General features: G+C 70.5%; 27 protein-coding genes. 9 read left to right on the forward strand and 18 right to left on the reverse strand.

What is annotated here, in order from left to right:
- Positions 1–312: 312 nt before the first annotated feature.
- The 3 genes from AB0B28_RS13205 to AB0B28_RS13215 all read left to right on the forward strand — a co-directional run bounded on the left by AB0B28_RS13205 (position 313) and on the right by AB0B28_RS13215 (position 4,372).
- Complete coding sequence (locus AB0B28_RS13205; protein ID WP_360120381.1) at positions 313–1,452, forward strand: sensor histidine kinase; 1,140 nt, start codon at positions 313–315, stop codon at positions 1,450–1,452.
- Positions 1,449–2,123 (forward strand): response regulator transcription factor, encoded by a 675-nt coding sequence (locus AB0B28_RS13210; RefSeq protein ID WP_360120665.1) that lies wholly within the window; start codon positions 1,449–1,451, stop codon positions 2,121–2,123. Before AB0B28_RS13205 ends, AB0B28_RS13210 begins: the two co-directional genes overlap by 4 nt.
- 113 nt (positions 2,124–2,236) lie before the next feature.
- Positions 2,237–4,372, forward strand: a complete 2,136-nt coding sequence (locus tag AB0B28_RS13215; RefSeq protein WP_360120383.1) for an MMPL family transporter — start codon at positions 2,237–2,239, stop codon at positions 4,370–4,372.
- Positions 4,373–4,440: 68 nt separating this feature from the next.
- Here the strand turns inward: AB0B28_RS13215 and AB0B28_RS13220 are convergent, their stop codons facing one another.
- Entirely contained in the window at positions 4,441–4,788 is a 348-nt protein-coding gene (locus AB0B28_RS13220) for a hypothetical protein (RefSeq protein ID WP_360120385.1), read from the reverse strand.
- Positions 4,789–5,011: 223 nt separating this feature from the next.
- Here AB0B28_RS13220 and AB0B28_RS13225 point away from each other — a divergent pair, with 223 nt between their 5' ends.
- From AB0B28_RS13225 to AB0B28_RS13245, 5 genes are all read left to right on the forward strand, one after another.
- The gene (locus tag AB0B28_RS13225) at positions 5,012–5,881 is read left to right on the forward strand and encodes a helix-turn-helix transcriptional regulator (protein ID WP_360120387.1); all 870 of its coding nucleotides are present in this window, start codon (positions 5,012–5,014) and stop codon (positions 5,879–5,881) included.
- The gene (locus AB0B28_RS13230; RefSeq protein ID WP_360120389.1) at positions 5,878–6,126 is read left to right on the forward strand and encodes a DUF397 domain-containing protein; all 249 of its coding nucleotides are present in this window, start codon (positions 5,878–5,880) and stop codon (positions 6,124–6,126) included. The genes AB0B28_RS13225 and AB0B28_RS13230 overlap by 4 nt, the downstream gene beginning before the upstream one ends.
- A gap of 21 nt (positions 6,127–6,147) precedes the next feature.
- Positions 6,148–6,387: a DUF397 domain-containing protein gene (locus AB0B28_RS13235; RefSeq protein ID WP_360120391.1), complete on the forward strand. Its 240-nt coding sequence runs from the start codon at positions 6,148–6,150 to the stop codon at positions 6,385–6,387.
- Positions 6,388–6,563: 176 nt separating this feature from the next.
- Positions 6,564–7,106: an HdeD family acid-resistance protein gene (locus tag AB0B28_RS13240; RefSeq protein ID WP_360120393.1), complete on the forward strand. Its 543-nt coding sequence runs from the start codon at positions 6,564–6,566 to the stop codon at positions 7,104–7,106.
- A gap of 84 nt (positions 7,107–7,190) precedes the next feature.
- Positions 7,191–7,667 carry a hypothetical protein gene (locus AB0B28_RS13245; RefSeq protein WP_360120395.1) on the forward strand — a complete coding sequence of 159 codons (477 nt, stop codon included), beginning with the start codon at positions 7,191–7,193 and terminating at the stop codon, positions 7,665–7,667.
- Between the two features lie 46 nt (positions 7,668–7,713).
- Here AB0B28_RS13245 and argH read toward each other — a convergent pair whose 3' ends face one another.
- The 10 genes from argH to AB0B28_RS13295 form a co-directional block, all read right to left on the reverse strand.
- Positions 7,714–9,114, reverse strand: a complete 1,401-nt coding sequence (argH, locus tag AB0B28_RS13250) for an argininosuccinate lyase (protein WP_360120397.1) — start codon at positions 9,112–9,114, stop codon at positions 7,714–7,716.
- Entirely contained in the window at positions 9,114–10,325 is a 1,212-nt protein-coding gene (locus tag AB0B28_RS13255; RefSeq protein ID WP_360120399.1) for an argininosuccinate synthase, read from the reverse strand. The genes argH and AB0B28_RS13255 overlap by 1 nt, the downstream gene beginning before the upstream one ends.
- A complete protein-coding gene (locus AB0B28_RS13260; protein WP_360120401.1) occupies positions 10,322–10,876 on the reverse strand; it encodes an arginine repressor in 555 nt (184 codons plus the stop codon). The genes AB0B28_RS13255 and AB0B28_RS13260 overlap by 4 nt, the downstream gene beginning before the upstream one ends.
- Positions 10,873–11,796, reverse strand: coding sequence for an ornithine carbamoyltransferase (argF, locus tag AB0B28_RS13265; protein WP_360120403.1), 924 nt, complete (start codon positions 11,794–11,796; stop codon positions 10,873–10,875). Before argF ends, AB0B28_RS13260 begins: the two co-directional genes overlap by 4 nt.
- Positions 11,793–12,995 carry an acetylornithine transaminase gene (locus AB0B28_RS13270; RefSeq protein WP_360120405.1) on the reverse strand — a complete coding sequence of 401 codons (1,203 nt, stop codon included), beginning with the start codon at positions 12,993–12,995 and terminating at the stop codon, positions 11,793–11,795. Before AB0B28_RS13270 ends, argF begins: the two co-directional genes overlap by 4 nt.
- Positions 12,992–13,906 carry an acetylglutamate kinase gene (argB, locus tag AB0B28_RS13275; protein WP_360120407.1) on the reverse strand — a complete coding sequence of 305 codons (915 nt, stop codon included), beginning with the start codon at positions 13,904–13,906 and terminating at the stop codon, positions 12,992–12,994. Before argB ends, AB0B28_RS13270 begins: the two co-directional genes overlap by 4 nt.
- Positions 13,903–15,057 (reverse strand): bifunctional glutamate N-acetyltransferase/amino-acid acetyltransferase ArgJ, encoded by a 1,155-nt coding sequence (gene argJ / locus AB0B28_RS13280; RefSeq protein ID WP_360120409.1) that lies wholly within the window; start codon positions 15,055–15,057, stop codon positions 13,903–13,905. The genes argB and argJ overlap by 4 nt, the downstream gene beginning before the upstream one ends.
- The gene (gene argC / locus AB0B28_RS13285) at positions 15,054–16,067 is read right to left on the reverse strand and encodes an N-acetyl-gamma-glutamyl-phosphate reductase (RefSeq protein WP_360120411.1); all 1,014 of its coding nucleotides are present in this window, start codon (positions 16,065–16,067) and stop codon (positions 15,054–15,056) included. Before argC ends, argJ begins: the two co-directional genes overlap by 4 nt.
- Before the next feature lie 89 nt (positions 16,068–16,156).
- Positions 16,157–16,813 (reverse strand): response regulator transcription factor, encoded by a 657-nt coding sequence (locus AB0B28_RS13290; protein WP_360120413.1) that lies wholly within the window; start codon positions 16,811–16,813, stop codon positions 16,157–16,159.
- Positions 16,814–16,838: 25 nt separating this feature from the next.
- Entirely contained in the window at positions 16,839–17,996 is a 1,158-nt protein-coding gene (locus AB0B28_RS13295) for a histidine kinase (RefSeq protein ID WP_360120415.1), read from the reverse strand.
- Between the two features lie 115 nt (positions 17,997–18,111).
- Here AB0B28_RS13295 and AB0B28_RS13300 point away from each other — a divergent pair, with 115 nt between their 5' ends.
- Complete coding sequence (locus tag AB0B28_RS13300; RefSeq protein ID WP_360120417.1) at positions 18,112–18,528, forward strand: YrdB family protein; 417 nt, start codon at positions 18,112–18,114, stop codon at positions 18,526–18,528.
- On the opposite strand, the gene AB0B28_RS13305 is transcribed toward AB0B28_RS13300, so the two are convergent.
- The 7 genes from AB0B28_RS13305 to rplT form a co-directional block, all read right to left on the reverse strand.
- On the reverse strand, positions 18,525–18,968 hold the full coding sequence (locus AB0B28_RS13305; protein WP_360120419.1) for a DUF4190 domain-containing protein: 444 nt from the start codon (positions 18,966–18,968) through the stop codon (positions 18,525–18,527). The two genes, AB0B28_RS13300 and AB0B28_RS13305, sit on opposite strands and share 4 nt — an antisense overlap.
- A 315-nt stretch (positions 18,969–19,283) precedes the next feature.
- Positions 19,284–19,970, reverse strand: a complete 687-nt coding sequence (locus AB0B28_RS13310; protein WP_360120421.1) for a phosphatase PAP2 family protein — start codon at positions 19,968–19,970, stop codon at positions 19,284–19,286.
- 23 nt (positions 19,971–19,993) lie between these two features.
- Positions 19,994–21,571, reverse strand: coding sequence for a penicillin-binding transpeptidase domain-containing protein (locus AB0B28_RS13315; protein WP_360120423.1), 1,578 nt, complete (start codon positions 21,569–21,571; stop codon positions 19,994–19,996).
- Positions 21,572–21,886: 315 nt separating this feature from the next.
- The gene (pheT, locus tag AB0B28_RS13320) at positions 21,887–24,382 is read right to left on the reverse strand and encodes a phenylalanine--tRNA ligase subunit beta (RefSeq protein WP_360120425.1); all 2,496 of its coding nucleotides are present in this window, start codon (positions 24,380–24,382) and stop codon (positions 21,887–21,889) included.
- A 3-nt stretch (positions 24,383–24,385) separates the two neighbouring features.
- A complete protein-coding gene (gene pheS, locus AB0B28_RS13325; protein ID WP_360120427.1) occupies positions 24,386–25,453 on the reverse strand; it encodes a phenylalanine--tRNA ligase subunit alpha in 1,068 nt (355 codons plus the stop codon).
- A complete protein-coding gene (locus AB0B28_RS13330; RefSeq protein WP_360120429.1) occupies positions 25,450–26,403 on the reverse strand; it encodes an RNA methyltransferase in 954 nt (317 codons plus the stop codon). The genes pheS and AB0B28_RS13330 overlap by 4 nt, the downstream gene beginning before the upstream one ends.
- A gap of 2 nt (positions 26,404–26,405) precedes the next feature.
- Positions 26,406–26,789 (reverse strand): 50S ribosomal protein L20, encoded by a 384-nt coding sequence (rplT, locus tag AB0B28_RS13335; RefSeq protein ID WP_360120431.1) that lies wholly within the window; start codon positions 26,787–26,789, stop codon positions 26,406–26,408.
- Positions 26,790–26,813 lie beyond the last annotated feature (24 nt).

Genomic DNA, 26,813 nt, shown 5'->3' on the forward strand with positions numbered 1-26,813 from the left:
GGTGATCGTCGAAGGGGCGACCGGCTCGCCGTCGGCGTCGACCACGAAGCAGCGGTCGGCTGCGTTCGCCCCGGCCCTCCGCCTCTAGCGGTTCGGCCCGCCGAACGACGTGCGGTCGCACACCGAAAAGCGGACCGCGAGCGCGACGCAAGCGCGCCTCAGGCCGCGAGTCGCGAACGGCGGCCGCCTCGATTCGTAATCGCGAGACGCTGCCACCTGGTCACCCGCCGTGGCGTCCGGCGAATCGCGCGCTCGCCCGTGGGTTCGGGACGGCTCGACCCTTGCGCCGTGCCGGTCTCTAGGGTTGGGTTCGTGTTGAACCGATTTTCCGTGCGCGCGCTCGATGTGCTCGTGGGGACCATGAACGCCGTGGTCGTGCTCGGGTGGACGTTGATCCAGTGGGCGATGCGGCGAAGCGACACGCAGGGGTTGAACGAGGAGCTCGCGTGGATCGTGCTCGTCGTCTCGGTCGCGGCGCTGTACTTCCGCAGCACGTTCCCGCTGACCGTCACGCTCGTGACCTTGGCCGCGACCCTGGTCTACTACCCGGCCTCCTCGATCGACGGGCCCATGCTCATGGGGTTCGTGATCGCGCTGTACACGCTCGCGGCGCTGGGGCGGACCTGCGCTGCGGGGATCATCGCCGGGTGCACGTTCCTCGTGGTGGTCGTGTCGGAGACCCTGGCGGACTTCGCGCATATGACCGCGAGTGAGACCTTCATGCTCGGCGGCTGGGTGATCGCCGTGCCCGCGATCGGGGCGGTGGTGGCGCATCACCGCAAGTACCGGGCCGAGACCGCGGTGGCGCTCACCGAGACGCAGCGGCGGAGCGTGGCCGAGGAGCGGCTGCGGATCGCGCGAGAGCTGCATGACGCCGTGGGGCACCACCTCTCGCTGATCAACGTGCAGACCGCCGCGGCGCTGCGCAAGCTCAAGCGCGACCCCGCGTTCCGGACCGAGGACACGCTCCAGGTGATCGCCGACACGAGCCAGCTGTCGCTGCGGGAGCTGCGGGCGATGGTCGGGGTGCTGCGGGAGGCCGACGAGGACGCGCCGACCGGGCCGGGGCCGACCCTCGACCAGCTGCCGTCCCTCGTGGACGCCGCGCGGGCCTCGGGGCTGGACGTGGAGCTGCGCGTCGACGGCCGGGCCGAGCTGCCGGTCGCGGTCGACGCTGCCGCGTACCGGGTGGTGCAGGAGTCGCTGACCAACGCGCTGCGGCACGCCCAGGCCACGCACGTGCTGGTCAAAGTGGTCACCGGGACGTCCACACTGGCGGTCTCGATCGCCGACGACGGCGTCGGCGATGCCAAGGGCGGCAACGCGGCAGGGAACGGCCTGACGGGGATGCGCGAGAGGGCCGAGAGTCTCGGCGGTACGTTCGAGGCCGGACCGCTCGACGAGGGCGGGTTCATCGTGGAGGCCACATGGCCGTTGGAGGTGCATTCGTGATCCGGGTGATGCTGGTGGACGATCAGCGGCTGGTGCGGGCCGGATTCGGCTCGATCCTCGGCGACGAGGACGACATCGAGATCGTCGCCGAGGCCGGCGACGGGTCCGAGGCCCTGGAACTGGCGCGGCGGCACCGCCCCGACGTGGTGCTCATGGACATCCGGATGCCCGTCATGGACGGTTTGGAGGCGACCGAGCGGATCGGCCGCGACCCCAAGCTCGACGGCGTCAAGGTCGTGATCCTGACGACCTTCGACGAGGACGACTACGTGTACCGGGCGCTGCGCGCCGGGGCCAGCGGGTTCCTCCTCAAGGACACTGACCCCGACGAGCTCCTGCGGGGCATCCGGGTCGTGGCCGAGGGCGAGGCGCTGATCTCCCCGAAGGTCACGCGCCGCCTCATCGGCGAGTTCGCCGGGCGCGTGGCCCGGCCCGAGCCGGGCACCAAACTCAACGCGCTCACCGAACGCGAGACCGAGGTCCTCAAGCTCGTGGCCACGGGCCTGAGCAACAACGAGATCGCCGAGACGCTGTTCCTGTCCCCGGCGACCGCCAAGACCCACGTCAGCCGCATCATGTCCAAGCTCTCGGCGCGCGACCGCGCGCAACTGGTGGTCACCGCCTACGAATCGGGCCTGGTGCGCCCCACCTGGACCGACGGGGACGCCTAGCCGGGTGCGCCCTGAGGAGTACGCCCCGGGCGGGCCCTGAACCCTCAGGCGTACGGCCAGAGCCGCTTCCGAGGCGATGCGAGGGACGCGGCCGTGCGGCGAGAGTCATCGTCATGGAACGAAACCTTGACTCCTCCCGGCCTTCGCTCATGGCGAGGCTTTCACATTGGACGCAGCGGCGTCCCTGGATCGCCCTGCTCGCCTGGGCGCTCGTGTTCGCCGGCGCCATCGGCGCGTCCAGCGCGGTCGGTTCAGCCTTCGAAGACGACAACTCGATGCCCGGCACCGAATCCCAAGAGCTGTTCGACCTGCTCGACGAGCGGGCGCCCGAAGCGAACGACGTGTCCGTGCAGGTCGTGTTCGGCGCCGACGACGTGTATGCCGAAGAGGGCCGCGTGGCGGCGCTGCTCGACGAACTCGCCGGGATGCCCGGCGTGGTCGACGTGAACGACCCATTCACCGAATACGGGGCGATCAACGAGGACGGCACGGTCGGGTACGCGACCGCCACGTTCGACGGGACCGCCGAAGAGGCCGCCGAGCTGCTGCCGCTGGCCGAGGACGCGGCGGGCGACGGCCTCGAAGTCGCGCTCGGCGGCGACCCGGTCCGCGAGGCCGAGGAAGGCGGCGGCGGGGCCGCCGAGGGCATCGGCATGCTCGCCGCGCTGGTGATCCTGGTGCTCATGTTCGGGTCGTTCCTGGCCGCGAGCCTCCCGCTCATCACCGCCGTGTTCGCCGTGGGCACCACGTTCTGCCTCTCGATGCTGGTCTCCCACGTGGCGACCCTGCCGACGTTCCTGACCCCGATCATGTTCCTGGTCGGCCTCGGCGTGGGCATCGACTACGCGCTGCTGATCTTCGCGCGGTTCCGGTCCGAGCTCATCGGCGGCGCGAGCCGCAAGGCGGCGGCAGCAACTGCTCTGGACACCGCCGGGCGATCGGTCCTGTTCGCCGGGTCCGTGGTCATCGTGGCGCTCATCGGCCTCTACGCGCTGGGACTGGGCGCGCTGCAATCGGTCGCGATCGCCGTCGCGCTCGTGGTCCTGGTGACGATGCTGGCCTCGGTGACACTGCTCCCGGCGCTCTTGGCCCTGTTCGGCAAGCGCATCGAGAAGCGGGTGAGGAAGCACGCCGCGAAGGCCAAGGGCGTTCCCGGGCAGCGCTGGAACGCGTGGTCGCGGTTCATCGAGAAGCGCGCGGGCCTGGCCATCATCGCGGTCACCGTGGGGCTCGTGGCCCTCACCGCGCCGCTGACGGGCCTGCGGCTCGGCTTCGCCGACGCGGGCACCGAATCCGAGGAGCTCCAGAGCCGCCAGGCGTACGACTTGCTCTCCGACGGGTTCGGCAAGGGCTTCAACGGGCCGCTCATGGTCGTCACCGACGGCACCGAAGCCGAGGCGACCGCCGCGTACGAGGCGATCGAAGGGCTTGAGACGGTCGAGGACGTGTCCCCGGCGTTCGAGGTCGCCGACGACCTGTGGATGTCGTTCGTGATCGGCACCGGCGGCCCCAGCGACGAGGCCACTGTGGATCTGGTGCACCAGCTGCGGGGCGAGGTCTTGAACGAGGTCGAGGGCACGCAGTTCGTGGGCGGCTCCACGGCCGCGGCGATCGACTTCAGCGACATCATCGAGCAGCGCGCGCCGCTGTTCCTGGTGCTCGTGGTGGGCCTGTCGATGCTGCTGCTCATGGCCGTGTTCCGCTCGATCCTCATCCCGGTCAAGGCCGCGATCTTGAATCTGCTGACGATCGGCGCGAGCCTCGGCCTGGTCACCTGGGTGTTTCAGGAGGGCCTGCTGGGGACGCAGCCGGGGCCGATCGAGGCGTTCGTGCCGGTCATGAGCTTCGCGATTATTTTCGGGCTGTCGATGGACTACGAGGTGTTCCTCATGTCGCGGATGCGCGAGGAGTGGGTGCGCACCGGCGACGCGATCGAAGCGGTTCGCAAGGGCCTGGCCTCGACCGGCGGCGTGGTCACAGCTGCGGCGGCGATCATGATCGCGGTGTTCGGCGCGTTCATCTTCAGCGAGTCGCGGATGCTCCAGCAGTTCGGCATCGGCATGGCCGCGGCGATCTTCATCGACGCCTTCGTGATCCGCTGCCTCCTGGTCCCGGCGATCATGAAGCTCATGGGCCGGGCCGCCTGGTGGATGCCGAAGTGGATGGATCGGGTGCTCCCCCACGTGACGGTGGAGCCCGAACCGGCCCCTGTCGCAACGGAGACCCGCGAACCGGCAGCGGTGCGCTGAGGTTGAACGTAAGAACCCACTGGTGCCCCGGCGCTTCGCGCCGGGGCACCAGTGGGTTTGTCTGGGGCTCAACCGAGTTCGTCCTCCTCGGTGAAGAGGTCCATGCAATTGAGGATGTGGCCGTTGGCGAGGTGGAGTTCCACTGGGCCCCAGAGCGCATAGAAGCGCAGGGCGCTGAGGGCGGACTCGTGTTTGCAGAAGTTGCCGCCCACGTTGGGGTAGACGGTGCTGGAGAAGGCGCCGAGGCCGGGCGCGTCGTAGCCGGCGGCGATGACGCCGGGACAGTGCGGGAGATGGGAGCCGAGGTCGTCGGCGCACTCGGCACAGCGGATGGTGAAGGTCTGCGGCTCGGCGAACGGATCGGGTTTGGTCTTGTCGGTCGCCTGGGCGACAATGACTGAGTCGGGCGTAGACATGCTCTGCCTCCGATGTTTGAGGCCGGGGCGGATCTGGCTGCAACCTGTGACCGCCCCGGCCGGCTCTTGTCTGGCGAGCACTCGACACTCGCTCATCTCCTCCGTGACTCCCGCCACGCTTGGTTGTATAGTGGCATATCGAGTCTTTTAGCACAAGCATCAAGACTCACCGTGTCCAAAAATATTCGGGCGATGTAACCCAGATGAGCGACGAGGGCGTGTGATGGCGGGAAGAGGACGACCGAAGGGCCCTGGACCGAGCCTGCGGTCACGCTGGCTCGGCGAGAAGCTGCGAGCGCACCGCGAACAGGCCGGACGGTCGCGGGCCGAGACCGCCGAGTTCCTACAGAAGGACCCGTCGGTGGTGAGCCGGTACGAGACCGGCGAGTACCCGATCCGCCGAGCTGATGTGTACGCGCTGCTCACCTTCTATAGCGTCGAGGACGAGAAGACTCGCGAGACGTTGCTCGAACTCTGCGAAGATGTCTGGCGCAAGGGCTGGTGGCACCCCTATCGGGAGGAAGTCACCCGCGACTTCATCGACCTGCCATGGCTGGAGTCTCGGACCGATGAGCTGTGTACCTACCAGAACATGGTGATCCACGGCCTCGCCCAAACCCGCCCCTATGCGGAAGCACTGATCCGCAAGGCGGAGGAAGGTGCCGAGGAATCGCAGATACATAGATGGGTTGACCTGCGCCTCGAACGACAGACCATCCTCTCCGGCGACCAAGCCCTCCGCTACACGATGGTGGTTGAGGAGCCCGTGCTACGCAGGCCGATAGGCGGAACAAAGGTCATGCGCGGCCAGCTTTCGCACCTCCTTGACCTCGGAGAACACGAAAACATCGATATACAGGTCCTGCCGACCGCGCACGGCCCTCACAGCGGTCATTTGGGCAGCTTTGAAGTATTCGTTATGCCTGAGGAGTTCACCGACGTCGCCTATGTCGAGACGCTGGGCGGTGCACTATACGTCGAATCGCCTGGCGTAGAGCGGTTCGAAGAGGCGTGGAAGGATGTGAGAGGTGGAGCGTTGGACCCGCAACGGTCCGCAGCACTCATCAAGTCCGTGTTGAAGGAGATCAAGTGAGCGTCGCCGGTACCGTGCAGGAGCTTTCCACCCAAGAGCTCGCCGGGGTTTGCTGGAAGATCAGCTCGCGTAGCAGCAGCAATGGCGGAAGTTGTGTCGAGGCTGGTCCACTGGCCGATGGCTCGGGGCGGGTCGCCGTTCGGCACTCGCACCACCCCGAGGGCTCGGTCATCGTCTACACCCGCGCCGAATGGGTGGCGTTCCTCGCCGGAGCCCGAGACGGCGAATTCGACTTCACCGACTGACAGCCACCAGGAGGAGATCGCATGACCACCGAACAGCAGCTTTCAGCGGCCGAGCTGGCCGGGATTCGCTGGCGGAAGAGCTCCCGCAGTAGCGACAACGGCCCCAACTGTGTCGAGGCTGGCCCGCTGGCCGATGGCTCGGGGCGGGTCGCCGTTCGGCACTCGCACCACCCCGAAGGCTCGGTCATCGTGTACACCCGCGCCGAATGGGTGGCGTTCCTCGCCGGAGCCCGAGACGGCGAATTCGACTTCACCGCCTAGCCCTCGGCACGACGACAACCCGGACCCCGGCGCTGCGCGCCGGGGTCCGCTCACGTTCAGGCCTGCGGCCCGAGACTCGTCCGAATCTGCGGTTTTCTCGGAATCCGTACCGTTCCATCCCTTCGGAGCTAGCCTGTGGACACCGGTGTCCGCGCTGGTGGAATGGGGTGTTCGGGATGTTCGTACTGCTCGCCAAGAACTGGGGCTGGGTGCTGGCCCGCGGTATCTTCACCATCATCTTCGGGGCGATGGCGATCTTCTGGCCCGACATCACCATTCTCGCGTTCGTGATCCTGTTCGGGGCCTACGCGATCGTGGACGGCGTGACCGGGATCGTCATGGGCATGCGGCGCGACTCCGGGCGCGGGTTCCTCATCTTCATGGGGATCCTCGGGGTCATCGCCGGTCTCATCGCGCTGCTGTGGCCCGGGATCACCGCTGTCGCGCTGCTGTGGGTCATCGCGATCTGGGCCATCGTCATCGGCGTCGCGTCCATCGTCTCCGGGTTCGGGCTCAGCCGGGACGCGGGCGGGCGCTGGCTGTTCATCCTCACCGGCCTCGCCGCGGTCATCCTCGGGATCGTGCTGCTCGCCAAGCCCGGCGAAGGCGCGGTCGCCCTGGTGGTGACCATCGGGTTCTTCGCGATCATCTGGGGCCTGCTCACGGTCTTCACCAGCATCCGGCTTCGCAGGCTGTCCAAGGAGCTTGACGCTCGGTAGCGCTTGCTGGATATTTATAAACGTTCATATCTACTGGCGGCGTCGAGGTGGGGCACGGCGCCGCGCACCCCTGAACGGAGCCCTATGAGACGACTCCCCCACCTGATTCGCGGCGCTCTCGCACTTACCGCGGGCGTCCTGTTCGCACTCGTCGTGGCCGCTCCGGCCGCGGCGGCACCGATCCCGTTCGTCGTGAACGACGTCGGCGAGGACGCGTGCACCTTCTACGAGGCGGCGGGCGACGCCGAGTGGGAGGACCTGATCATCCAGCCCACCGTCGACATCGTCGGCAAGGCCTCGACGACCGTCGAGGACGAGCGCTGCCTCGACGTCGAGCCGAAGCCGCGGCACGTGCGGTTCACCGCCTACTCGCAGGACCGGCCCGTGGACGAGCACCGCGAACCGCTGTCCAACAGCGAATCGGTGTCCGTGTTCGACTTCACGCTGACCGGCGACGCGACCTCGCGGATCGACTACGTGACCGTCGCGATCTGCCTCAACGACGACCTCGGCGGCCAGCCCGGGTTCGACTGCACCGAACCGGTGGTGCTCAAGCCCTGAACATGAGGGAAGGGGCCCGCGAGGTTCGCGGGCCCCTTCGTTCGTCTTATTTCGACTGTGACCAGTCGTTCCAGGACGCGATCCGCTCGCGCACGGTCGCGAGCTGGTCGGCCACGGCCTTCGGACCAGTAGAGCCCGGGGTCGTGCGGCCCGCCAGAGCGCCGTCCACGTCCAAGACCTGCTTCACGGCCGGGTCGAGGTGCTCGGAGATCGCGGCCAGGTCGGCGTCACTGATCTCGTGCAACTCGATGCCCTTCGACTCGCAGTGCGCGACGCACGCGCCCGCGATCTCGTGGGCTGAGCGGAACGGAATCCCCTTGCGCACCAGCCAGTCCGCGATCTCGGTGGCGAGGCTGAAGCCCTTGGGAGCCGACGCGCGCGGGACCTCGGTGTTGAAGGTCAGCGTCGCGACCATGCCGGTGACGGCCGGGAGGAGGAGCGCCAGGTTGTCGAGCGAGTCGAAGACCGGTTCCTTGTCCTCCTGGAGGTCCTTGTTGTACGTGAACGGCAGGCCCTTGAGCGTCACCAGGAGACTCGTCAGGTTGCCGACCAGGCGGCCCGCCTTGCCGCGCGCGAGCTCGGCCACGTCCGGGTTCTTCTTCTGCGGCATGATCGACGAGCCGGTCGAGAACGCGTCGTCCAAAGTGACCCAGCCGAACTCGTGGCTCGACCAGAGGATGACCTCCTCCCCCAGGCGGGAGAGGTGCACGCCGATCATGGAGCAGATGAAAAGCAGCTCTGCGGCGAAGTCGCGGTCCGAGACGGCGTCCATCGAGTTCTCGGCGGCCCAGCCGAAACCCAGCTCCTCGGCCACGGCCACCGGGTCGAGCGGCAGCGACGAGCCCGAGAGCGCGCCCGAGCCGAGCGGCGACACGGCCGCCCGCCGGTCCCAGTCGTAGAGGCGGCTCAGATCCCGCAGGAACCCCTGGGCGTGGGCCAGCAGCTGGTGGCCCAAGGTGATCGGCTGCGCGTGCTGCAAATGGGTCATGCCCGGCGCGGGCGCGTCGACCAGGTCTGCGGCCTGATCGGCCAGCGCGGCAACGAGCGCGGTCACGTCGGCGGCCAGGCCTCTGGCGTGGTCGCGGCAGTACAGGCGCAGGTCGGTGGCGATCTGGTCGTTGCGCGAGCGGCCCGCGCGGAGCTTGCCGCCGAGGTCGCCGAGGCGTTCGACCAGGCCCCGTTCGAGGGCGGTGTGCACGTCCTCGTCGGCCACGGTGCCGGTGAAGGCCCCGGAGGCGACATCGGTTTCGAGGGCGTCGAGCGCCTCGATCATGCGCTCCAGTTCGACCGCGTCGAGGAGCCCGGCGCGGTGCAGGACGCGCGCGTGGGCCCGGGAGGCCTGGAGGTCGTACGGCGCCAGCCGCCAGTCGAAGCCGATGGAGGCGTTCAGTGCTTCGAGGGCGGCGGCGGGGCCGCCGGTGAAGCGGCCCCCCCAGAGTTTCGCCATTACGCGGCCTCGGCCTTGATCCGCTCGTTCCGGGCCGCGGCGAGCTTCGCCGGGAGGCTCCACAGCTCCACGAAGCCGCGCGCGTTGGTCTGGTCGAACGCGTCGCCCTCGTCGTAGGTGGCCAGGTCGAAGTCGTAGAGGCTGGCTTCGGAGCGCCGACCGGTGACGGTGGCCTTGCCCGCGTGGAGGGAGAGCCGGACCTCGCCGGTGACGTGGGTCTGGACGTCGTCGATGAACGCTTCGAGGCTGTCCTTGAGCGGGGAGAACCAGAGGCCGTCGTAGACGAGCTCGCCCCACCGCTGGTCGACGGTGCGCTTGAACCGGGCCTGCTCGCGTTCGATGGTCACGTTCTCGAGTTCCATGTGGGCGGCGATCAGGGTGATCCCGGCCGGGGACTCGTAGACCTCGCGGGACTTGATGCCCACGAGCCGGTCCTCGACCATGTCGATCCGGCCGATGCCCTGGGCCCCGGCGCGCACGTTGAGCTCCTGGATGAGCTCGAACGCGGACTTCTTGACACCGTCGAGCGCGACGGGCTTGCCGCCGATGAAGGTGATCACCACGTCGTCGGCCTCGCGGGCCTCGGCGGGGCTCTGGGTGTAGTCGTAGATGTCCTCGATGGGGCCGTTCCAGATGTCCTCGAGGAACCCGGTCTCGACGGCCCGGCCCCACAGGTTCTGGTCGATCGAGTACGGGGACTTCTTGGTCACGTCGATCGGGAGGCTCTTCTCCTCGGCGAACGCGATGGCCTTGTCGCGGGTCCAGGCGAAGTCCCGCGCGGGGGCGACGACCTTGAGGTGCGGGGCGAGGGCGGCGAGGCCGGCCTCGAACCGGACCTGGTCGTTGCCCTTGCCGGTGCAGCCGTGGGAGACGATGGTCGCGCCGTGCTTCTCGGCGGCGGCCACGAGGTGCTTGACGATGAGCGGCCGGGACAGGGCGGAGACGAGCGGGTAGCGGTCCATGTAGAGCGCGTTGGCGGCCACGGCCGGGAAGCAGTAGTCGGCGGCGAACTCCTCGCGGGCGTCCACGATCTCGGCGGCGACCGCGCCGCAGCCGAGGGCGCGCTGCTTGATGACGTCCATGTCCTCGCCGTTCTGGCCGACGTCGATCGCCACGGCGATCACTTCGGCGTCGAGCTGCTCGGCGAGGTACGGGATCGCGACGGACGTGTCGAGGCCGCCGGAGTAGGCGAGCACTACTTTCTCGGTCATTTGCTGTTCTCCTTGGTGTTCTTCAAAGGCATGGGCTCGATGGCGCCGGTGTACGGGTCTGGTCCCTTGCCGGCCCAGCGAAGCATCTGGTCGGCGACGTGGCGGCCGGTGAGGCCGTCTCGGGCGATGACGGCGATCGTGTCGTCTCCGGCGATGGTGCCGATGACGTCGGCCAGGCCGGAGCGGTCGATCGCGCTGGCGAGGTACTGGGCCGCGCCGGGAGGGACGCGCAGGACGGCCATGTTCGCGGAGTGGTCGGCGCCCACGAGGAGTTCCCGCAGGAGCCGCTGGAGCCGGTCGGGTGCGGCCTCTGCGTCGCGCAGGGGCCGTTCGCCTTCGGCGAAGATCGAGTAGACCGCGGAGCCGCCGTCGGTGCCGCGGACCTTGACGGCGCCGAGTTCTTCGAGGTCGCGCGAGAGCGTGGCCTGGGTGGCCTCGATGCCGTCGGCGGCCAGGAGCGCGGCCAGTTCGGTCTGGGAGCGGATCGCCTCGGTGGAGATGTGCTCCACGATGCGGGCCTGCCGGGCCGCTTTGGTGGTCGGCTGGTTCACGCTGCCTCCTTGAGGAGCCAGGCCAGGAGGGCCTTCTGGGCGTGGAGGCGGTTCTCGGCCTGCTCGAACACGCGCGACTGGGGGCCGTCCATCACTTCGTCGGTGATCTCCTCGCCGCGGTGGGCGGGGAGGCAGTGGAGGACGATCGCGTCGTCGGCGGCGTGCGCGAGGAGTTCGGCATTGAGCTGGTAGCGGCCGAGGTCGCCGAAGCGCTGGGCGCTGTCGGCCATGCCCATCGAGATCCACGCGTCGGTGGAGACGACGTGCGCGCCGGTCACGGCCGCTACGGGATCGTTGGTGACGAGCACGGACCCGCCGGTGGCGGCGTTGATCTCGGCGGCGCGGGCGAGCACGTCGGGGGCGGGCTGGTAGCCCTCGGGGGCGCCGATGCGCACGTGCATCCCGGCGAGGGAGCAGGCGATGACGGTGGAGTTGCCCATGTTGAACGCGGCGTCGCCGACGTAGGCGAGGTGGGTTCCCTTGAGGGGGCGGTGCTCGGCCACGGTCTGGAGGTCGGCGAGGAGCTGGCAGGGGTGCCAGCCGTCGGTGAGGGCGTTGACGACCGGGACGGTGGCGTGCGAGGCGAGCTCGGCGATCCGGTCGTCGCCGAAGGTGCGGATCACGATCGCGCTGACGTACCGGGACAGGACCTTCGCGGTGTCCCCGATGGACTCGCCGCGGCCGAGCTGGGTGGACTGGGCGTCGAGGAGCACGGGGTGGCCGCCGAGCTCGGCGATGCCGATGTCGAAGGAGAGGCGGGTCCGGGTGGAGGGTTTCTCGAACACGACCGCGACGGACTTGGGGCCCGCGAGCGCGGGGTAGCCGTGGCGGTCGGCCTTGAGCTTCGCGGCGAGGTCGAGGATCTCGGCCTGCTCGGCGGGGGTCAGGTCGTCGTCTCTGAGGAAGTGATGAGGTTTCACGGTCGACCTCCGGGGGCCGGGAGTACGGCGTCGAGGGCTTCGATGAGCTTGTCGCAGAACGCGTCCAGCTCGGTGCGGGTGATGGTGAGCGCGGGGGCGATGCGGACCGTGTCGGGCCGGGGCGCGTTGGCGAGGACACCGAGGCCGATGAGGTGCTCGACGGCCTGGGCGGCGACCGGCTCGGTGAGTCCGATGCCGCGCCACAGGGCCTGCCCGCGGACCTCGGTGACCCGGGGGTCGGCGGCGAGGCGCGCGTCGAGGTGCTCGCCGAGGGCGAGGACGCTGGTGAACAGCTGGTCGCGTTCGATCGTGTCGATCACGGCGAGGGAGGCCGCGCACGCGATCGGGTTGCCGCCGAACGTGGAGCCGTGGACGCCTTTGGCGAACAGGGCCGCGGCGGCCTCGGTGGCGAGGACGGCGCCGATGGGGACGCCGCCGCCGAGGCCCTTGGCGAGGGTGACCACGTCGGGGACCACGCCTTCGGCGTGGTGGGCGAACCAGGCGCCGGTGCGGCCGAAGCCGGACTGGATCTCGTCCAGGACGAGGAGCGCGCCGCTCATGCTGGTGAGTTCCCGTGCGGCCTTGAGGTAACCGGCCGGGGCCGGGATCACGCCGGTCTCGCCTTGGGTGGGTTCGAGGAAGACCGCGGCGACGGTGCCGTCGAGGGCCTCGGCGAGGGCGTCGGCGTCGCCGTAGGGCACGAACACCACGTCCCGGCCCAGAGGCTCGAACGGTTCGCGGATCGCGGCCTTGCCGGTGATCGAGAGCGCGCCGAGCGAGCGGCCGTGGAAGCCGTTCTCGGTGGCCACGATCCGCCTCTTGCCGGTGGCGTTGCCGTGGAGGATCGCGAGCTTGAGCGCGGCCTCGTTGGCCTCGGTGCCGGAGTTGCAGAGGAAGACCCGGCCGGGGTTGCCCCACAGTTCGAGGAGCTTCTCGGCGAGTTCGACCTCCTTCTCGTGCAAGAAGAGGTTCGAGGTGTGCGCGAGGCGCGCGGCCTGGACGCTCACGGCCTCCACCAGCGCGGGGTGGTCGTGCCCGAGGCTGGAGACGGCGATGCCGCCGATCATGTCGAGGTAGGTGTTGCCGTCGACGTCGGTGACGGTGCGGCCCTCGCCTTCGCGCAGGGCCACCGGCGGGAGGCCGTAGTTGCCCATGAGGGACCGCTCGTAGCGGGCCTTGATCTGCTCCGAGTAGGTCATTTCGACTCCACGACCATCGTGCCGACGCCGTCGGAGGTGAAGATCTCCAGCAGGGTCGAGTGGGGAACGCGCCCGTCGATGACGTGCGCTTGGGGGACGCCGCCCTTGACCGCCCGGAGGCAGGCCTCCATCTTCGGGACCATGCCCGACTGGAGGGAGGGCAGGAGCCCGGCGAGCCGGTCGGTGTCGATCTGCCGCACGAGGGAGGACTTGTCGGGCCAGTTCTCGTACAGCCCTTCGACATCGGTGAGGACGATGAGCTTCTGCGCGCCGAGCGCCTCGGCCAGCGCGGCGGCGGCGGTGTCGGCGTTGAGGTTGTAGAGGACGCCTTCGTGGTCGAGCGCGACCGTGGAGACCACGGGGATGCGCCCGGCGTCGATGAGGTCGGCGATGGCGGCGGTGTTGACCGAGGCCACGTCGCCGACGCGGCCCACGTCGACCCGTTCGCCCTCGACTTCGGCCCAGCGGCGCTTGGCGGTGAACAGCTGCGCGTCCTCGCCGGACATGCCCACGGCGAAGGGCCCGTGGTTGTTGATCAGGCCCACGAGCTCGCGGCCGACCTGGCCGACCAGGACCATCCGGACCACGTCGGCGGCCTCGGGGGTCGTGACACGCAGGCCCCCTTTGAACTCGGAGGCGATGTCGAGCTTGGCGAGCATCGCGGAGATCTGCGGGCCGCCGCCGTGGACGACCACGGGCTTGATGCCGACGTAGTGCAGGAACACCATGTCGGCGGCGAACGCGGCCTGGAGCTCGGGGTTGATCATGGCGTTGCCGCCGTACTTGACCACCGCGGTCGCTCCGGTGAAGCGCTGGAGCCACGGGAGGGCCTCGATGAGCGTCTCGGCCTTGCCGAGGGCCGACTGGAGGTGCGGGGCGAGGTCTTCGAAACCGTTGTCTGCAAAGCTCATGTGCTGTACGCCGAATTCTCGTGGACGTAGTCGTGGGACAGGTCGTTGGTCCAGATCGTGGCCGACGCGGCTCCGTGGTGGAGTTCGATGTCGATCGTGATGTCGCGGCCCTTGAGGTCGACCAGGTCGCGCGGTTCGCCCGCGGCCCCGGCCTTGCAGATCCAGACGCCGTTGACCGCGACGTCGACCTGGTCGGCGTCGAAGGGCGCCTTCGCGGTGCCGACGGCGGCGAGGATGCGGCCCCAGTTCGGGTCTGAGCCGAACAGGGCGGTCTTGACGAGGTTGTCACGGGCCACGATCCGAGCCACTTCGACCGCGTCGTCTTCGCTGGCCGCGCCCGAAACGGTGATCGCCACGTCCTTGGTGGAGCCTTCTGCGTCCGACAGGAGCTGGTGGGCGAGGTCCTTGCACAGGTCAGTGACGGCGGTAATGAACTCGTCGGCGTCCGCCTCAACCCCGGAAGCGCCGGAAGCGAGGAGGAGCACGGTGTCGTTGGTGGACATCGAGCCGTCGGAGTCGAGCCGGTCGAACGAGTACCGGCAGGCCGTACCGAGCGCGGCGTCGGCGAGCGGGGCGTCCACCACGGCGTCGGTGGTGAGGACCACGAGCATCGTGGCCAGGCCGGGGGCGAGCATGCCCGCACCCTTGGCGATGCCGCCTACCGTCCAACCCGCCGGGCTGGTGATCGCGGCGTTCTTCGCCACGGTGTCGGTGGTCATGATCGCGGTCGCGGCAGCGGGGCCGCCGTCAGCGGTGAGAGCCGCGGCAGCGGCGGCGACGCCGGGCAGGAGCTTGTCCATCGGGAGGCGCTCGCCGATGAGGCCGGTGGAGCACACCGCGACTTCGGCTGCGCCGCAGTCGAGGAGCCCGGCGACCGTCTCGGCGGTCACGTGCGTGTCCTGGAACCCGGCCGGGCCGGTGCAGGCGTTCGCGCCGCCGGAGTTGAGGACCACGGCCTTGACCTGGCCGTAAGTGAGGACCTGCTGGGTCCACTTGACCGGGGCGGCCTTGACGCGGTTCCCGGTGAAGCGCCCGGCGGCCACGTGCAGCGGACCGTCGTTGACGACCAGGGCGAGGTCGGACTTGCCGGAGGGCTTGAGACCGGCGGTCACGCCGGAGGCCCGGAAGCCCTTGGGGCTCGTGATGGTCACGGGGCCACTCCGTTCACGGTGAGTCCGGCGGCCTCGGGGAGGCCGAGCATGAGGTTCGCGCACTGGACGACTTGGGCGGCAGCGCCTTTGCCGAGGTTGTCGATCGCGCAGGTGACGATGATCCGGCCCGAGTCGATGTCGACGGTGCCTTGGACGAGCGCCAGGTTGGTGCCGTAGGTCGAGGCCGTGGCGGGCCACTGGCCTTCGCGCAGGAGGCGCACGAACGTCTCACCGTCGTAGGCCTTGGCGAGCGCGGCGCGCACGTCCTCGGCGGTGACCGATGCGACGGGCTTGGCGGTGACGGTGGCGATGATGCCGCGCGGCATCGGGGCCAGCAGCGGGGTCATCGAGAGCGAGGCGGCACCGGAGGCCTGCTTGATCTCGGGCACGTGCTGGTGGGCGCCGACCTTGTACGGGCTCATCGAGCCCATGACCTCGGAGGCGAGCAGGTGCTTCTTCGGGGCGTTGCCTGCGCCGGTGGTGCCGGAGGCCGCGACGGCGACGACGTCCTCGGGCGAGGCGATCCCGGCGTCCAGGAGCGGCCGGAGCGCCAGGATCGTGGCCACGGCATAGCAGCCGGTGGCGGCCACGCGGGTCGCCGCGGCGATCTTCTCGCGCTGACCGGGGAGCTCGGGGAGCCCGTAGGTCCAGGTCCCGGCGTGGGGGCCGGGGTAGTAGGCCTCCCAGGCGGCGGCGTCTTCGAGCCGGTGGTCGGCGCCGAGGTCGACGATCTTCTGGTCGGCCGGGAGCTGCGCGGCGAGCGCGGCGGACTGGCCGTGCGGGAGGGTCATGATCACCAGGTCGGCGCCCGCGAAGGCCTCCGGCGTGGTCGGGGTGAAACGTCGGTCGCCGTAGGAGGAGAGGTGGGGGTGGACCGCGGTGATGAACTCACCGGCGTTGCTGTGCGCGCCCGCGGCGACGACGTCGAGCTCGGGGTGGTCGGCGAGCAGCCGCAGCACCTCGCCTCCCGCGTAGCCGCTGGCGCCGGCCACGGCGACCTGGTACGTCACTGGAAACCTCCGTATTGAATGACTATGCAGCGAACTGTATCAGCATTCAATGGAAGTTGGAAAGCGACATTCCGGTACGTGGGACGTGACTATCGTCCCTGTTCCCGGGCGAAGATCGCGGCCTGAACCCGACTGGTGAGACCGAGTTTCGCCAGGACCCGCGTCACATGGGATTTGACGGTGGCCTCGGCCATGCCCAGCTCGGCGGCGATCTCGGCGTTCGACATGCCCTCGCCGATGAGGGCCAGGACCTCGGTCTCGCGGGGCGTGAGGTTCGCCAGGCCCGCGCCGTCGACGCTGATCGGCGCGTACGCCGGGCGCGAGCGCGCGAACTCGGCGATGAGACCGCGCGTCACCGCCGGGGAGATCAGGCCGTCGCCGCGGGCGATGGTGCGCACGGCGGCCACGAGGGTCTCGGCGTCGGCGTCCTTGAGCAGGAACCCGCTGGCTCCGGCGCGCAGCGCGTCGAACACGTTCGCGTCGTCGCTGTAGCTGGTGAGGACCAGGACGTCGGCCACGCCGCGCAGCTCGGCGGCCGCGGCGATGCCGTCCTTGCGGGGCATGCGCACGTCCATGACCACCACGTCGGGGGCGAGTTCCCGCGCCAGGCGCACCGCCTCGACCCCGTCGGCGGCCTCGCCTACCACCACGATGTCGTCCTCGCCTTCCCCGCTGGCGCTCTCCAGGAGCATCCGCAGGCCGGCGCGGACGGCGGCGTGGTCGTCTGCCAGCAGGACCCTGGTCATCGCGGTCTCCTCTTCGATTCGGTTCTCATGCGGCGGAAGGGATCTCGGCGCGCACCCGCCAGCGGTCCCCGACCGGTCCGGCCTCGACGTCCCCGCCGAGGAGGCGCACCCGCTCGGTCATCCCGACCAGGCCCGCGCCGCCGCCGGGCACCGGCGCGGTCTCGGGGTTCGCCGAGTTCTCCACGAGCAGGCGCAGCCGGGCGGGCTCGTACGCGATGCGCACCGAGGCGTCCGCACCGTACTTGAGGGCGTTGGTGAGCGACTCCTGGACCACACGGTAGGCGGCCAGCTCGACCTCGTCGGGCAGGCCGCGCTCCTCGCCTTCGACGGCGACCTCGATGCGCAGGCCCACCGCCCGCATGCGCTCGACGAGCTCGGGGAGCTGGTCGAGCCGGTAGGAGGCCAGCTCCTCGCCCTCCTCGCCCGCCCTCAGGAGGCCGATGATGCGGCGCAGCTCGGCCAGGCCCTCGACGCTCGAGGAGCGGATCGCGGCCACCGAGGTGCGCATGGTCTCGGCGTCGAGGTCCTTTCGGGCCTGGAGGGCCGTGGACTGCAACGCGATCGCCGAAAGGTAGTTCGCGACGGTGTCGTGGAGCTCGCGGGCCATGAGGGTGCGCTCGCGCAGGACCGCCTCGCGGCGGCGCACGTCGCCCAGGCGCGCGGCCTGCTCGGCGCGCTCGCGTTCGAGCTCGGCCCGGTCGTGGGCCTGGCGGACGATGACGCCGGTCGCGATCGGGGAGAGCAGCACGACCGCACTGATCGCGATCGTGGTGATGACTTCCGCGGTGTTCGCGCCCTGGACGATCACCAGGCCGCCGAGGGCGATCACCACGAGCCCGAGCGCGGGGCCGAGATAGCGCACGCCGCGGCGGGGCCCGTAGCGCGCGAACGCGTACAGGTTGTCGGTGTAGACGCACACGGTGGCGAAGGTCAGGCCGATCGCGATCTCGGTGACGAAGCCGGTCGAGCCGAGCGCCAGGCACAGGCCCGGCGAGGCGCGGCGCACGACCACGCCGAGGCAGGCCAGCGCGAACGGCGCGAAGCGCACGGCCATCGGCAGGTCGGGCACGTAGCGCTCGAACGACCCGGACCCGATCATCACCGCCCCGATCGCGAACAGCACGATCGCGGCCACGAGATCGCCGCGGCGTACGCGGCGGAGGAGTCCGGGCTTGCGGGTCATCCCCTTATCCCATCACGCGCGCAGGCGTTCGGCCTCAGTCCGGGAGCGGAGCCGCGCTCCGACTTTGGTCGTACCCGGCGAGGCTCGACCCCCGCCGAGGGGTGATCATGTTCGAGTGACCCAAGCGAACTCTTCGAACCGCGCCCCTCGGCCCGAATGGGACCACTACAGCGGGATCCTGCGCACCTTCGTGATGTGGAACGCGTTGCTGGCGTTCGTGGTCGAGGTGGCGATGCTCGTCTTCGTGGGCTGGTGGGCCCTGACGTTGGATCTGCCGTGGTGGGGCCGGATCCTCGTGGCCGCGGGCGCGGTGGGCGCCCTGATCGCGCTGTGGGGCTCGTTCGCCGCACCGAAGGCCCGGTTCAAGGTGGCGACCCCGGCGGTGGTGGCGGTCAAGGTGGTCGCGTTCGCTTCGGGCGCTGTGGCGTTGTGGGGCCTCGGTTTCGGCGTCGCGGCCCTGGTCTACGCGGTCGTGGCGGCGCTGAACCTCACGGTGACCACGTATGTTCGGCGCGACCGCAAGCGGCGTTAGCGGGCGGTGAGGAGACCGATGGCCCAGGTCGGGTCGTCGGTCGGGTAATCGGTCGGGTAATCGGTGGGGAGCTGGCTGATCTCGTGGATGGCGAAGCCCCAGAGGCTCGCGAAGACCACGAAGTAGAGGACCCAGAACACGACCGAGGCCACGCCGATCCACCCGAGCACGACCCCGGCGGTGGCGAACCCGTCGCCGCCTTCGCCGGTCTCGCGGATCTGCCGCTTGGCGATCATCCCGAAGATGAGCCCGAGGACGCCGATCGGGTTGCACGCGCCCACGATCCCCACGACCATGGCGGCGATGGCCATCCCATTGGTGGGCCGCGGCGGCGGATACGGGTAACCGTACGGCGGCGGCTGCGCGTAGGGGGCGTACGGCGGCGGGGGCTGCTGCGGCTGATACGGGTCGGGCTGCGCGTGGGGATCGGGCGTCGACATCGCGAGACCTTTCGAACGAGTACGGGCGTGCCCCCAGCTTAAGCGGTCGATGCCCGAGGAGGGGCTCGCGCGAGCGAAGGCGAAGAGCGCGCGGGACTGCGCGCGAGGCGAAGGCGGCCCGGCGGTGCGGCCGGGGGCGGGCGCTGTAGTCCGCGTCGCGACGCCACCGCCCGAGCGGTCGGCACGGTCGGCACGGTCGGCACGGTCGGCACGGTCGGCACGGTCGGCACGGTCGGCACGGTCGGCGACGACGTTACGCCTCCGCCAATGCCTCTCGCCCGCGTCGTCGCGCGGCTCGGGGTCGCCGCGATCGCGTCAGCGCTGGTCGGCTTTCGCTTCCTCGTCCGGTTCGGTTCTCCATTGCCGTTCGGTCGCCAGGATCGAGTCGCAGGCCTTCCAGGCGAGCATCGCCGCGGCCCAGCCGAGGGCCGCTCCCGCGATCGTGTCGGTGAGCCAGTGGGCGTGCTGCCAGGTGCGGGCCCACATCATCGCGAGCACCAAAACGCCCGCGATCGGCCACCACACCCGCAGCCGCGCGGCGGGGATCGCGACCACCGCGATCACGACCATGAACGCCGCCATGCGCGCGGCGTGCCCCGAAGGGAACGCCCACGACGCGGTGTGGACCATCAGGTCCTCCGGCCGCGCCCGTTCGGCCACCTGCTTGATCCCGTCGGTCATGAACGCCGCGGCCGCCACCGCCGCGCACGCGAACACCGCCGAACGCCAGCGCCGCAACAGGATCAGGGCGATCACCCCGAGTCCGAACAGGATCAGCCCGGCCCGGCCGCCGAGTCGGTTGTGGAATTCGGCGAGCTGCCACAGCAGACCCGAGGCCGAACCGCCGACGAAGCCGTTCCAGGCGTCGTCGAGGCCCTGCCACAGCGGCCCGCCGGAGCCCGCGACGCGGATCAGGATCGCGTCGGCCAGCACGGCGAGCGGCACCGCCACGGCGAGGATGAGCGCGGTCCGGGACCGGGGGAACCCGTTGGGCGTCGTCATGGGCGGCATCGTAGCCCGCGGTCTCAGCACCACACCCAGCCGCAGTCGGTCGTGGTCTCCTCCGGCGGTTCGGAGGTGGTCGGCTCCGGGTCGGGTTCGCGCGTCGTGGTGGGCTCGGGGTCGGGTTCGGCGCTGGTGGTCTCGTCCGGGGTGGGCGACTGCGACGAGGGGCTCTCCGAGGGCGACTGCGATGCGGCGCAGGCGGGTTCGTCGGGGTGAGCGAGGCAGTACTCGCTGGAGGGGTCGATGCGGCCCTCGTCGTCGGCGATGCCGTCGGTGAGGTCGTCGCCGGCGCCGGACGCGCCGGGCAGCGACTGGGCCTCGTAGCCCCTGGCCTCGATCGCGGTGTCGATCACGCTGCGCCACAACGGGATCCCGCCGTCAACGGCGGCGGTACCGTTGGCCCACGCGGCGACGCTGAGCTGCGGGATCGCGCCCACGAACCAGGTCTGGGTGGTCTCCCCGTAGTAGTCGGCGCCGAAGCCGAAGAAGTCGCGGTCGGCGATGGCCTCGCTCTGGCCCAAGCCGATGTACTGGAGGTCCTGCGCGGTGGTCGCGGCGACGGCCTGCTCGGTGCGCACGCCCTGATCGGGTTCGATCGGGTCGTCGGCGCTGTCGAGAACCTCGGCGACCAGGTGCGTGTCGGCGCGGACCCCGCCCGCGGCGATCGTGGCGTAGACGGTGGCCATGTCGACCACGCTCACCGGGTAGGTACCGAGGTCAGCGGCCTTGAGGCCGTCGTACTGACCCGCGGCGAGGTCGCGGCGGGTGCCGTCGGCGTCGGCGATCGCGGCCAGGCCCATGCCGTTCGCGGTGTCGAGCACGGCTTCGACGCCGTATTCGACGGCCACGGCGTCCATCGCGCCGTCGCGGGCCTCGCGCACGGCCTCGGTGAGGGTCACGTCGGCGTCCGCGTCGGCCCACCACGAGTCGACCGAGGCCCCGGCTTCGAGTGCCGCCGCGGCGGTGAGCAGGTTGAACACCGAGGACGGCGGGTGCGGCGCGGTGGGTCCGATGAGGTCGACGCCGGTCTCGGACTCGGCGCCGTAGTAGCACAGGACCGCGCCGGTGCCGGGTTCGACGGCGACCACGCCCGCTTCGCCGGTGAGGGATTCGGCGGCGTCCTGGAGGGCCTTGTCGAGAGTGAGGACCACGCGCGGACCGTCGGGGCGGGACGGGTCGTAGAGCTCGTCGGGGGTCAGGCCGTAGCGGGTCTCCAGTTCGGTGTGGACGCGGTTCATCAGGCCGGGGTAGTCGGCGGCGAACTCGTCGGGGAGCGCTTGGCCGTCTGCGTAGAGGAACGCGGCGTCGGCGGGCTCGGGCCCGGCGGGGGCGTCGCCGGGCAGGTTGGCCAGGACGATGCTCAGGCCCACGGCGATCACCAGTCCGGCGGCCCCGGCGACGGCGAGATGCCTGCGGCCGAACCCGAGGTGCTGAAGCTTCTCGGGCAGAGGCAGGTCGAAGGGGAGCGCCGCACCCGCGCGGCGCTTGCCGCTGTACGCGCCGCCGCGGGCACCGGAGCGGTGACCGCCGGAGGGGCCGTCCTGCGTCCCGGTCCGCCTCCGCCGCCCACCAACGTGAGAGGGGTTCCCGTTATTCACAACACGTACTTTAAAAGGCGCGGACCATATGACAAGCCGCGGCTCCGGTGTTAGCGCGCAAACCCATGTGTCACGGACAAACGCGAGGCACGCGCTATCACGAGACGTGGCCTGAAACGGAGCTCGGAGAACCCGGTCGACCCGCCCGCATCAACCACGCACCTCCGCGGGGCGGTGTCCGCTGGAGCCGCCCACCGCGAATCCGGCCGCTGCGGCGGTACCTGGCCAACCGGTACCAGGCCCGCGCGCGGTGCCCGCCTCGCATGCGAATGGGCGCATCGCCGCCGCAGCGGTGACGCGCCCATTCGCTCGCTCTCAGACGCGGATCGCCGCGCCGAAGCGCTCGGCCGCGACCGCTACGGCCGCGTCGCGCACGGCCACGCCCTCTTCGTTGGTGAGGGTGCGGTCGGCGGCGCGCAGTTCCAGTTTGAACGCGAGGGACTTGCGGTCCTCGCCGAGCTTCGCGTCGCGGTAGACGTCGAACAGGCGCAGCGAGTCGAGCAGCTCCCCGGCCCCGTCGCGCAGGGCCGCTTCGACATCACCGGCCGGGACGGACTCGGCCACCACGACCGCGACGTCGATGAGCGTGGCCGGGAAGTGCGAGACCACCGGCGCGGGCGCGAGGTCCGGCAGCGGCAGCGCCGACAGGTCCAGCTCCATCGCCGCGGTGCGCTTCGGCAGGCCGAGGCGTTCGCAGACCTCGGGGTGCAGCTCACCGGCGTGGCCGACCACGAGGCCGTCCACGATGAGCTCGGCGCAGCGGCCCGGGTGCCACGGCGCGGCCTCCCCTTGGGCCGCTTCGAGTCTGACCCCGGCGGCTTCGGCCACGATCTCGGCGGCCTCGATCGCGTCCGACCAGTCCACGGCGCGACCGGGCGCGTCGACCCCGGCGGGCACGGCCTGGCCGCACAGCACCGCGGCCACATGGCGCGGCTGCACCGGCAGTCGCCGGATCGCGGCTTCGATCAGCTCGTCGGCGGGCCGCTTGGAGACCGGCAACGCCACCGATTCGAGCTCGGTCCAGCCCTCGGCGGGCTTGAAGACCAGGCCCTCTTCGAAGACCGCGAGGTCCTTCGCGCCGCGGGAGAGGTTGACGCGCACGGCGTTCACCAGGCTCGCGAGCACCGTGGAGCGCAAGAGCGGCGCGGCGTCATCGAGCGGGTTGAGCACTGCCACGGCCTCGCGCTGCGGGTCCTTCTCGTCCAGGCCGAGTTCGTCGGCGCGGCCCCGCGAGACGAACGGGAACGTGTAGGTCTCCACGAATCCGTTGTCCGCCAACGCGCGGGCCACCCGGCGGCGGCGGCGCTGGGCCGGGCTCAGGCCCGTCCCGGCGATCGCGCGCGGGATGCTCGAAGGGATGCGGCCGTAGCCGTCGAGGCGGGCCACCTCCTCCACGAGGTCCACCGGGTCGGTCAGGTCGGGCCGCCACGACCCGGGCACCACGGTCAGGACGTCGCCGCCTTCGACGGTGCCCTCCTTGACGACCCCGCCCACGACCTCGCAACCGGCGGCTTCGAGCATCGCGATCACGGTCTCGCGGTCGTAGTCGACGCCCACCACCCGCGAGGGCAGGTCGACGGGGATCACGATCGGCTCGCGGCCTGCGCGGCGGTCGACGTCGGCGACCTCCGGCTGCAACGTGCCGCCGCCGTACTCGACGAGCAGGTCGGCCGCGCGCTGGGCAGCCAGCAGCGAGATCGCGCCGTCCACCCCGCGCTCGTAGCGCTTGGAGGCCTCCGAGGTGAGCTTGTGCCGCCGCGACGTGCGCGCGATCGACACCGAGTCCCATTGGGCCGCTTCGATGAGCACGTTCCGGGTGCCTTCGGCGACCTCGGAGGTGAGACCGCCCATGACCCCGGCCAGCGACAGCGGGCCGGTCTCGTCGCAGATGACCATGTCCTCGGCGTCGAGCGCGCGCTCGACCCCTTCGAGGGTCGTCAGCCGCTCCCCCGCGTCCGCGCGGCGCACCACCAGGCCGCCCTTGAGGGCGTCGAGGTCGAACGCGTGCAGCGGGTGCCCCAGTTCGAGCATCAGGTAGTTCGTGACGTCGACCGCGAGCCCCAGCGGACGCATCCCGGCCTGGGTCAGGCGCTTGGCCATCCATTCGGGGGCTTCGGCGTTCGCGTCCACACCGGTCACCGCGCGCAGCGTGAACCGCGTGCAGCCGTCGGTCTCCACCGACAGCGGGAACGGCTGCGCCGCAGTCGCTTCGGGCTCGACGGCCTTCGCGGCCGGGTCGGTGAAAGCGACGCCGAGGCGGTGCGCGACCTCGCGCGCGATGCCGCGCACCGAGAAGCAGTAGCCCATGTCGGGAGTGATCGCCAGCTCGAACACGACGTCGTCCAGGCCCACCACGGCGCGGGCGTCTTCGCCCACGGTGCCTTCGGGCAGGACGATGATGCCCTCGTGGTCGTCGGAGACGCCGAGCTCGCGTGCCGAGCAGATCATGCCGTCCGAGAGGCGGCCGTAGGTCTTGCGGGAGGCGATCTTGAAACCGCCGGGCAGCTCGGCACCCGGCAGCGCGACCACCACGAGGTCGCCTTCGGCGAAGTTCCGCGCGCCGCAGATGATCGAGCGCGGCTCGGCCTCGCCGACCTCCACCTGGCAGTGGCGGATCGGCTTCTTGAACTCGGTGAGCTCCTCGATGGAGGCGACCCGGCCGACCACGAGCGGGCCGGTGACGCGGGCACGGAGGTCGTCGACCTCCTCGACTTCGAGACCGGCCTCGACCAGGGCGGCGTCGAGCGCCTCGGTCGAGAGGTCCTCAGGCAGCGCGGCGTACTCGGCGAGCCAAGAGACGGGAATCCTCATCGGTTACTCCTCCACTCGCAGGCCGACCGGGAACCGGACGTCGCCGTCGATGATGTCGCGCAGGTCGGTGATGCCGTGGCGCAGCATGAGGGCCCGCTCGACGCCCATGCCGAACGCGAAGCCCGAGTACTTGTCGGCGTCGATGCCGCACGCGCGCAGCACGCGCGGGTTGACCATGCCGCAACCGCCCCACTCGATCCAGCGCGCGCCGTCCTTGTGCGCGGCGAACCACACGTCGACCTCGGCGCTGGGCTCGGTGAACGGGAAGTACGAGGGCCGCAGGCGGGTCTTGGCGTCGGGCCCGAACACCGACTTCGCGAAGTGGTCGAGCGTGCCCTTGAGGTCGGCCATCGTGATGCCCTCGTCCACGACCAGGCCCTCGGTCTGGTGGAACACCGGCGAGTGGGTCGCGTCGACCTCGTCGGTGCGGTACACCCGGCCGGGCGCGACAGTGTAGATCGGCGGCTCCTGGGTGAGCATCGTGTGGATCTGCACCGTGGAGGTGTGCGTGCGCAGCACCATGTTGGACCCGTACTCGCCCTTGCCGTCGGCGATGTGGAACGTGTCCATCATGGTCCGGGCCGGGTGGTCGGGGTGGATGTTGAGCGCGTCGAAGTTGAACCACTCCAGCTCGACCTCGGGGCCCTCGCCGATCTGGTAGCCCATCGCCACGAACAGGTCGGCGATGCGGTCCATCTGGACGTTGACCGGGTGGCGGGCGCCCTCGCGGCGACGGGGCGTGCGGGCGGTGACGTCCACGGTCTCCTCGCGGAGCACCCGGGCGGCCTCGGCGGCCTTGAGGATCTCCTCGCGGGCGGCGAACACGGCCGTGATCTCGGTGCGGGCCGCGTTCACGTTCCGTCCGGCCTCGCCGCGCTCCTTGCCCGGGATCGAACCGATCGCCCTGCGCGCCAACGACACCGGCGACTTGTCACCGAGCGTGGCGGACTTCGCGGCGGCGAGGGCCTCCAGATCGGCGGCGGCTTCGATGGCGGCGGCGGCGTCCTTGACGGCCTGCGCGAGCGCCTCGGGCGCGAGACGCCCGGCTTCGTTCTCGTTGTCTGTGCTCATACGTCTTTCTCCTGGCGGGACCTGAGAAGTCTAAAGAAGAAGTGCGGCTCTGCCGCAGCCCGCCAGGAGGTGTGGACGGCTAACGCCACAGCCCGCACCCGGCGGGCTGGATAAATTCGCGGTGGCCGCAAGACATGACGACATTCTAACTTCCTGCGCTGCGCGGCGGCACTCGCATAAAGGCACACGCCCGCGGCGACGGCCAGGTTCAGGCTCTCGGCCTTGCCCCAGATCGGGACGCCGACCTTGCGGTGCGCGAGGGCGGCTGTGGCTGCGTCGAGGCCGTGGGCCTCGGAGCCGAACAGCCACACCGTGGGCGCGGCGAGGTCGCCCGCGGCGTCGAGGGCGTACAGGTCGTCGCCGCCCGCGGCCGCGGCCAGGATCTGGGCGTGCGCGAACACGTCGAGGAAGTCGACGGTGTCGGCGGCGCGGATCACCGGCAGGTGGAACAGGCTCCCGGCCGAGGAGCGCACGCATTTGCCGTTGTACGGGTCGACCGAGTCGGTCCCGAACACGACGCAGTCGGCTCCGGCGGCGTCGGCCGCGCGCAGCACGGTCCCGGCGTTGCCGGGGTCGGTGATCCCGTGGAGGACCGCGACGAGGTTCGGCTCCTCGGGGAGGCGCTGGTCCAGGAAGCGGCAGATCGCGACGAGCCCTTGCGGGGTCACGGTCTCGGCGAGCGCGGCGAGGCCCTCGTCGGTGCACGGGTGGACATGGGCGCCTGCGGCGAGGGCGGCGTCGATGAGGTCGGAGTGGCGCTCATCGGCGTCGAGGTCGTAGAACAGGTCCTCGACCACGCCTGCGGCCACGGCCTCGCGCACGGCCTGCGGGCCTTCGGCGAGGAAGCGCTCGGCTTTGTCGCGGCCGCGGCGGCGCTGGAGCTTGCGGGCGGCGACAACCCGGGACGAGCGCGGAGTGAACGCGTCCGTCCCGGGTTCGTCAGCTGTCACGTCTACTGCTCGACCGGAGCGTTGACGTCGGCGGGGAGGGCCTTGCGGGCGACCTCGACCAGGGCGGTGAACGCCGTCGGGTCGGACACGGCCAGCTCGGCGAGGATCTTGCGGTCCACCTCGACCTCGGCCAGGGCCAGGCCCTGGATGAAGCGGTTGTAGGTGATGCCGTTCTGGCGGGCCGCGGCGTTGATGCGGGTGATCCAGAGCTTGCGGAACTCGCGCTTGCGGGCCTTGCGGTCGCGGTAGGAGTAGGTGTACGAGTGGAGCAGCTGCTCCTTGGCCTTGCGGTACAGGCGTGAGCGCTGGCCGCGGTAGCCCTTGGCCTCCTCGAGTACGACGCGGCGCTTCTTCTTGGCGTTCAGTGAACGCTTGACGCGTGCCACAGTTCAGTCTCCTTGCTTTAAAAC

It is taken from the genome of Glycomyces sp. NPDC046736 (genome assembly GCF_040645615.1).
Taxonomy (GTDB): domain Bacteria; phylum Actinomycetota; class Actinomycetes; order Mycobacteriales; family Micromonosporaceae; genus Glycomyces.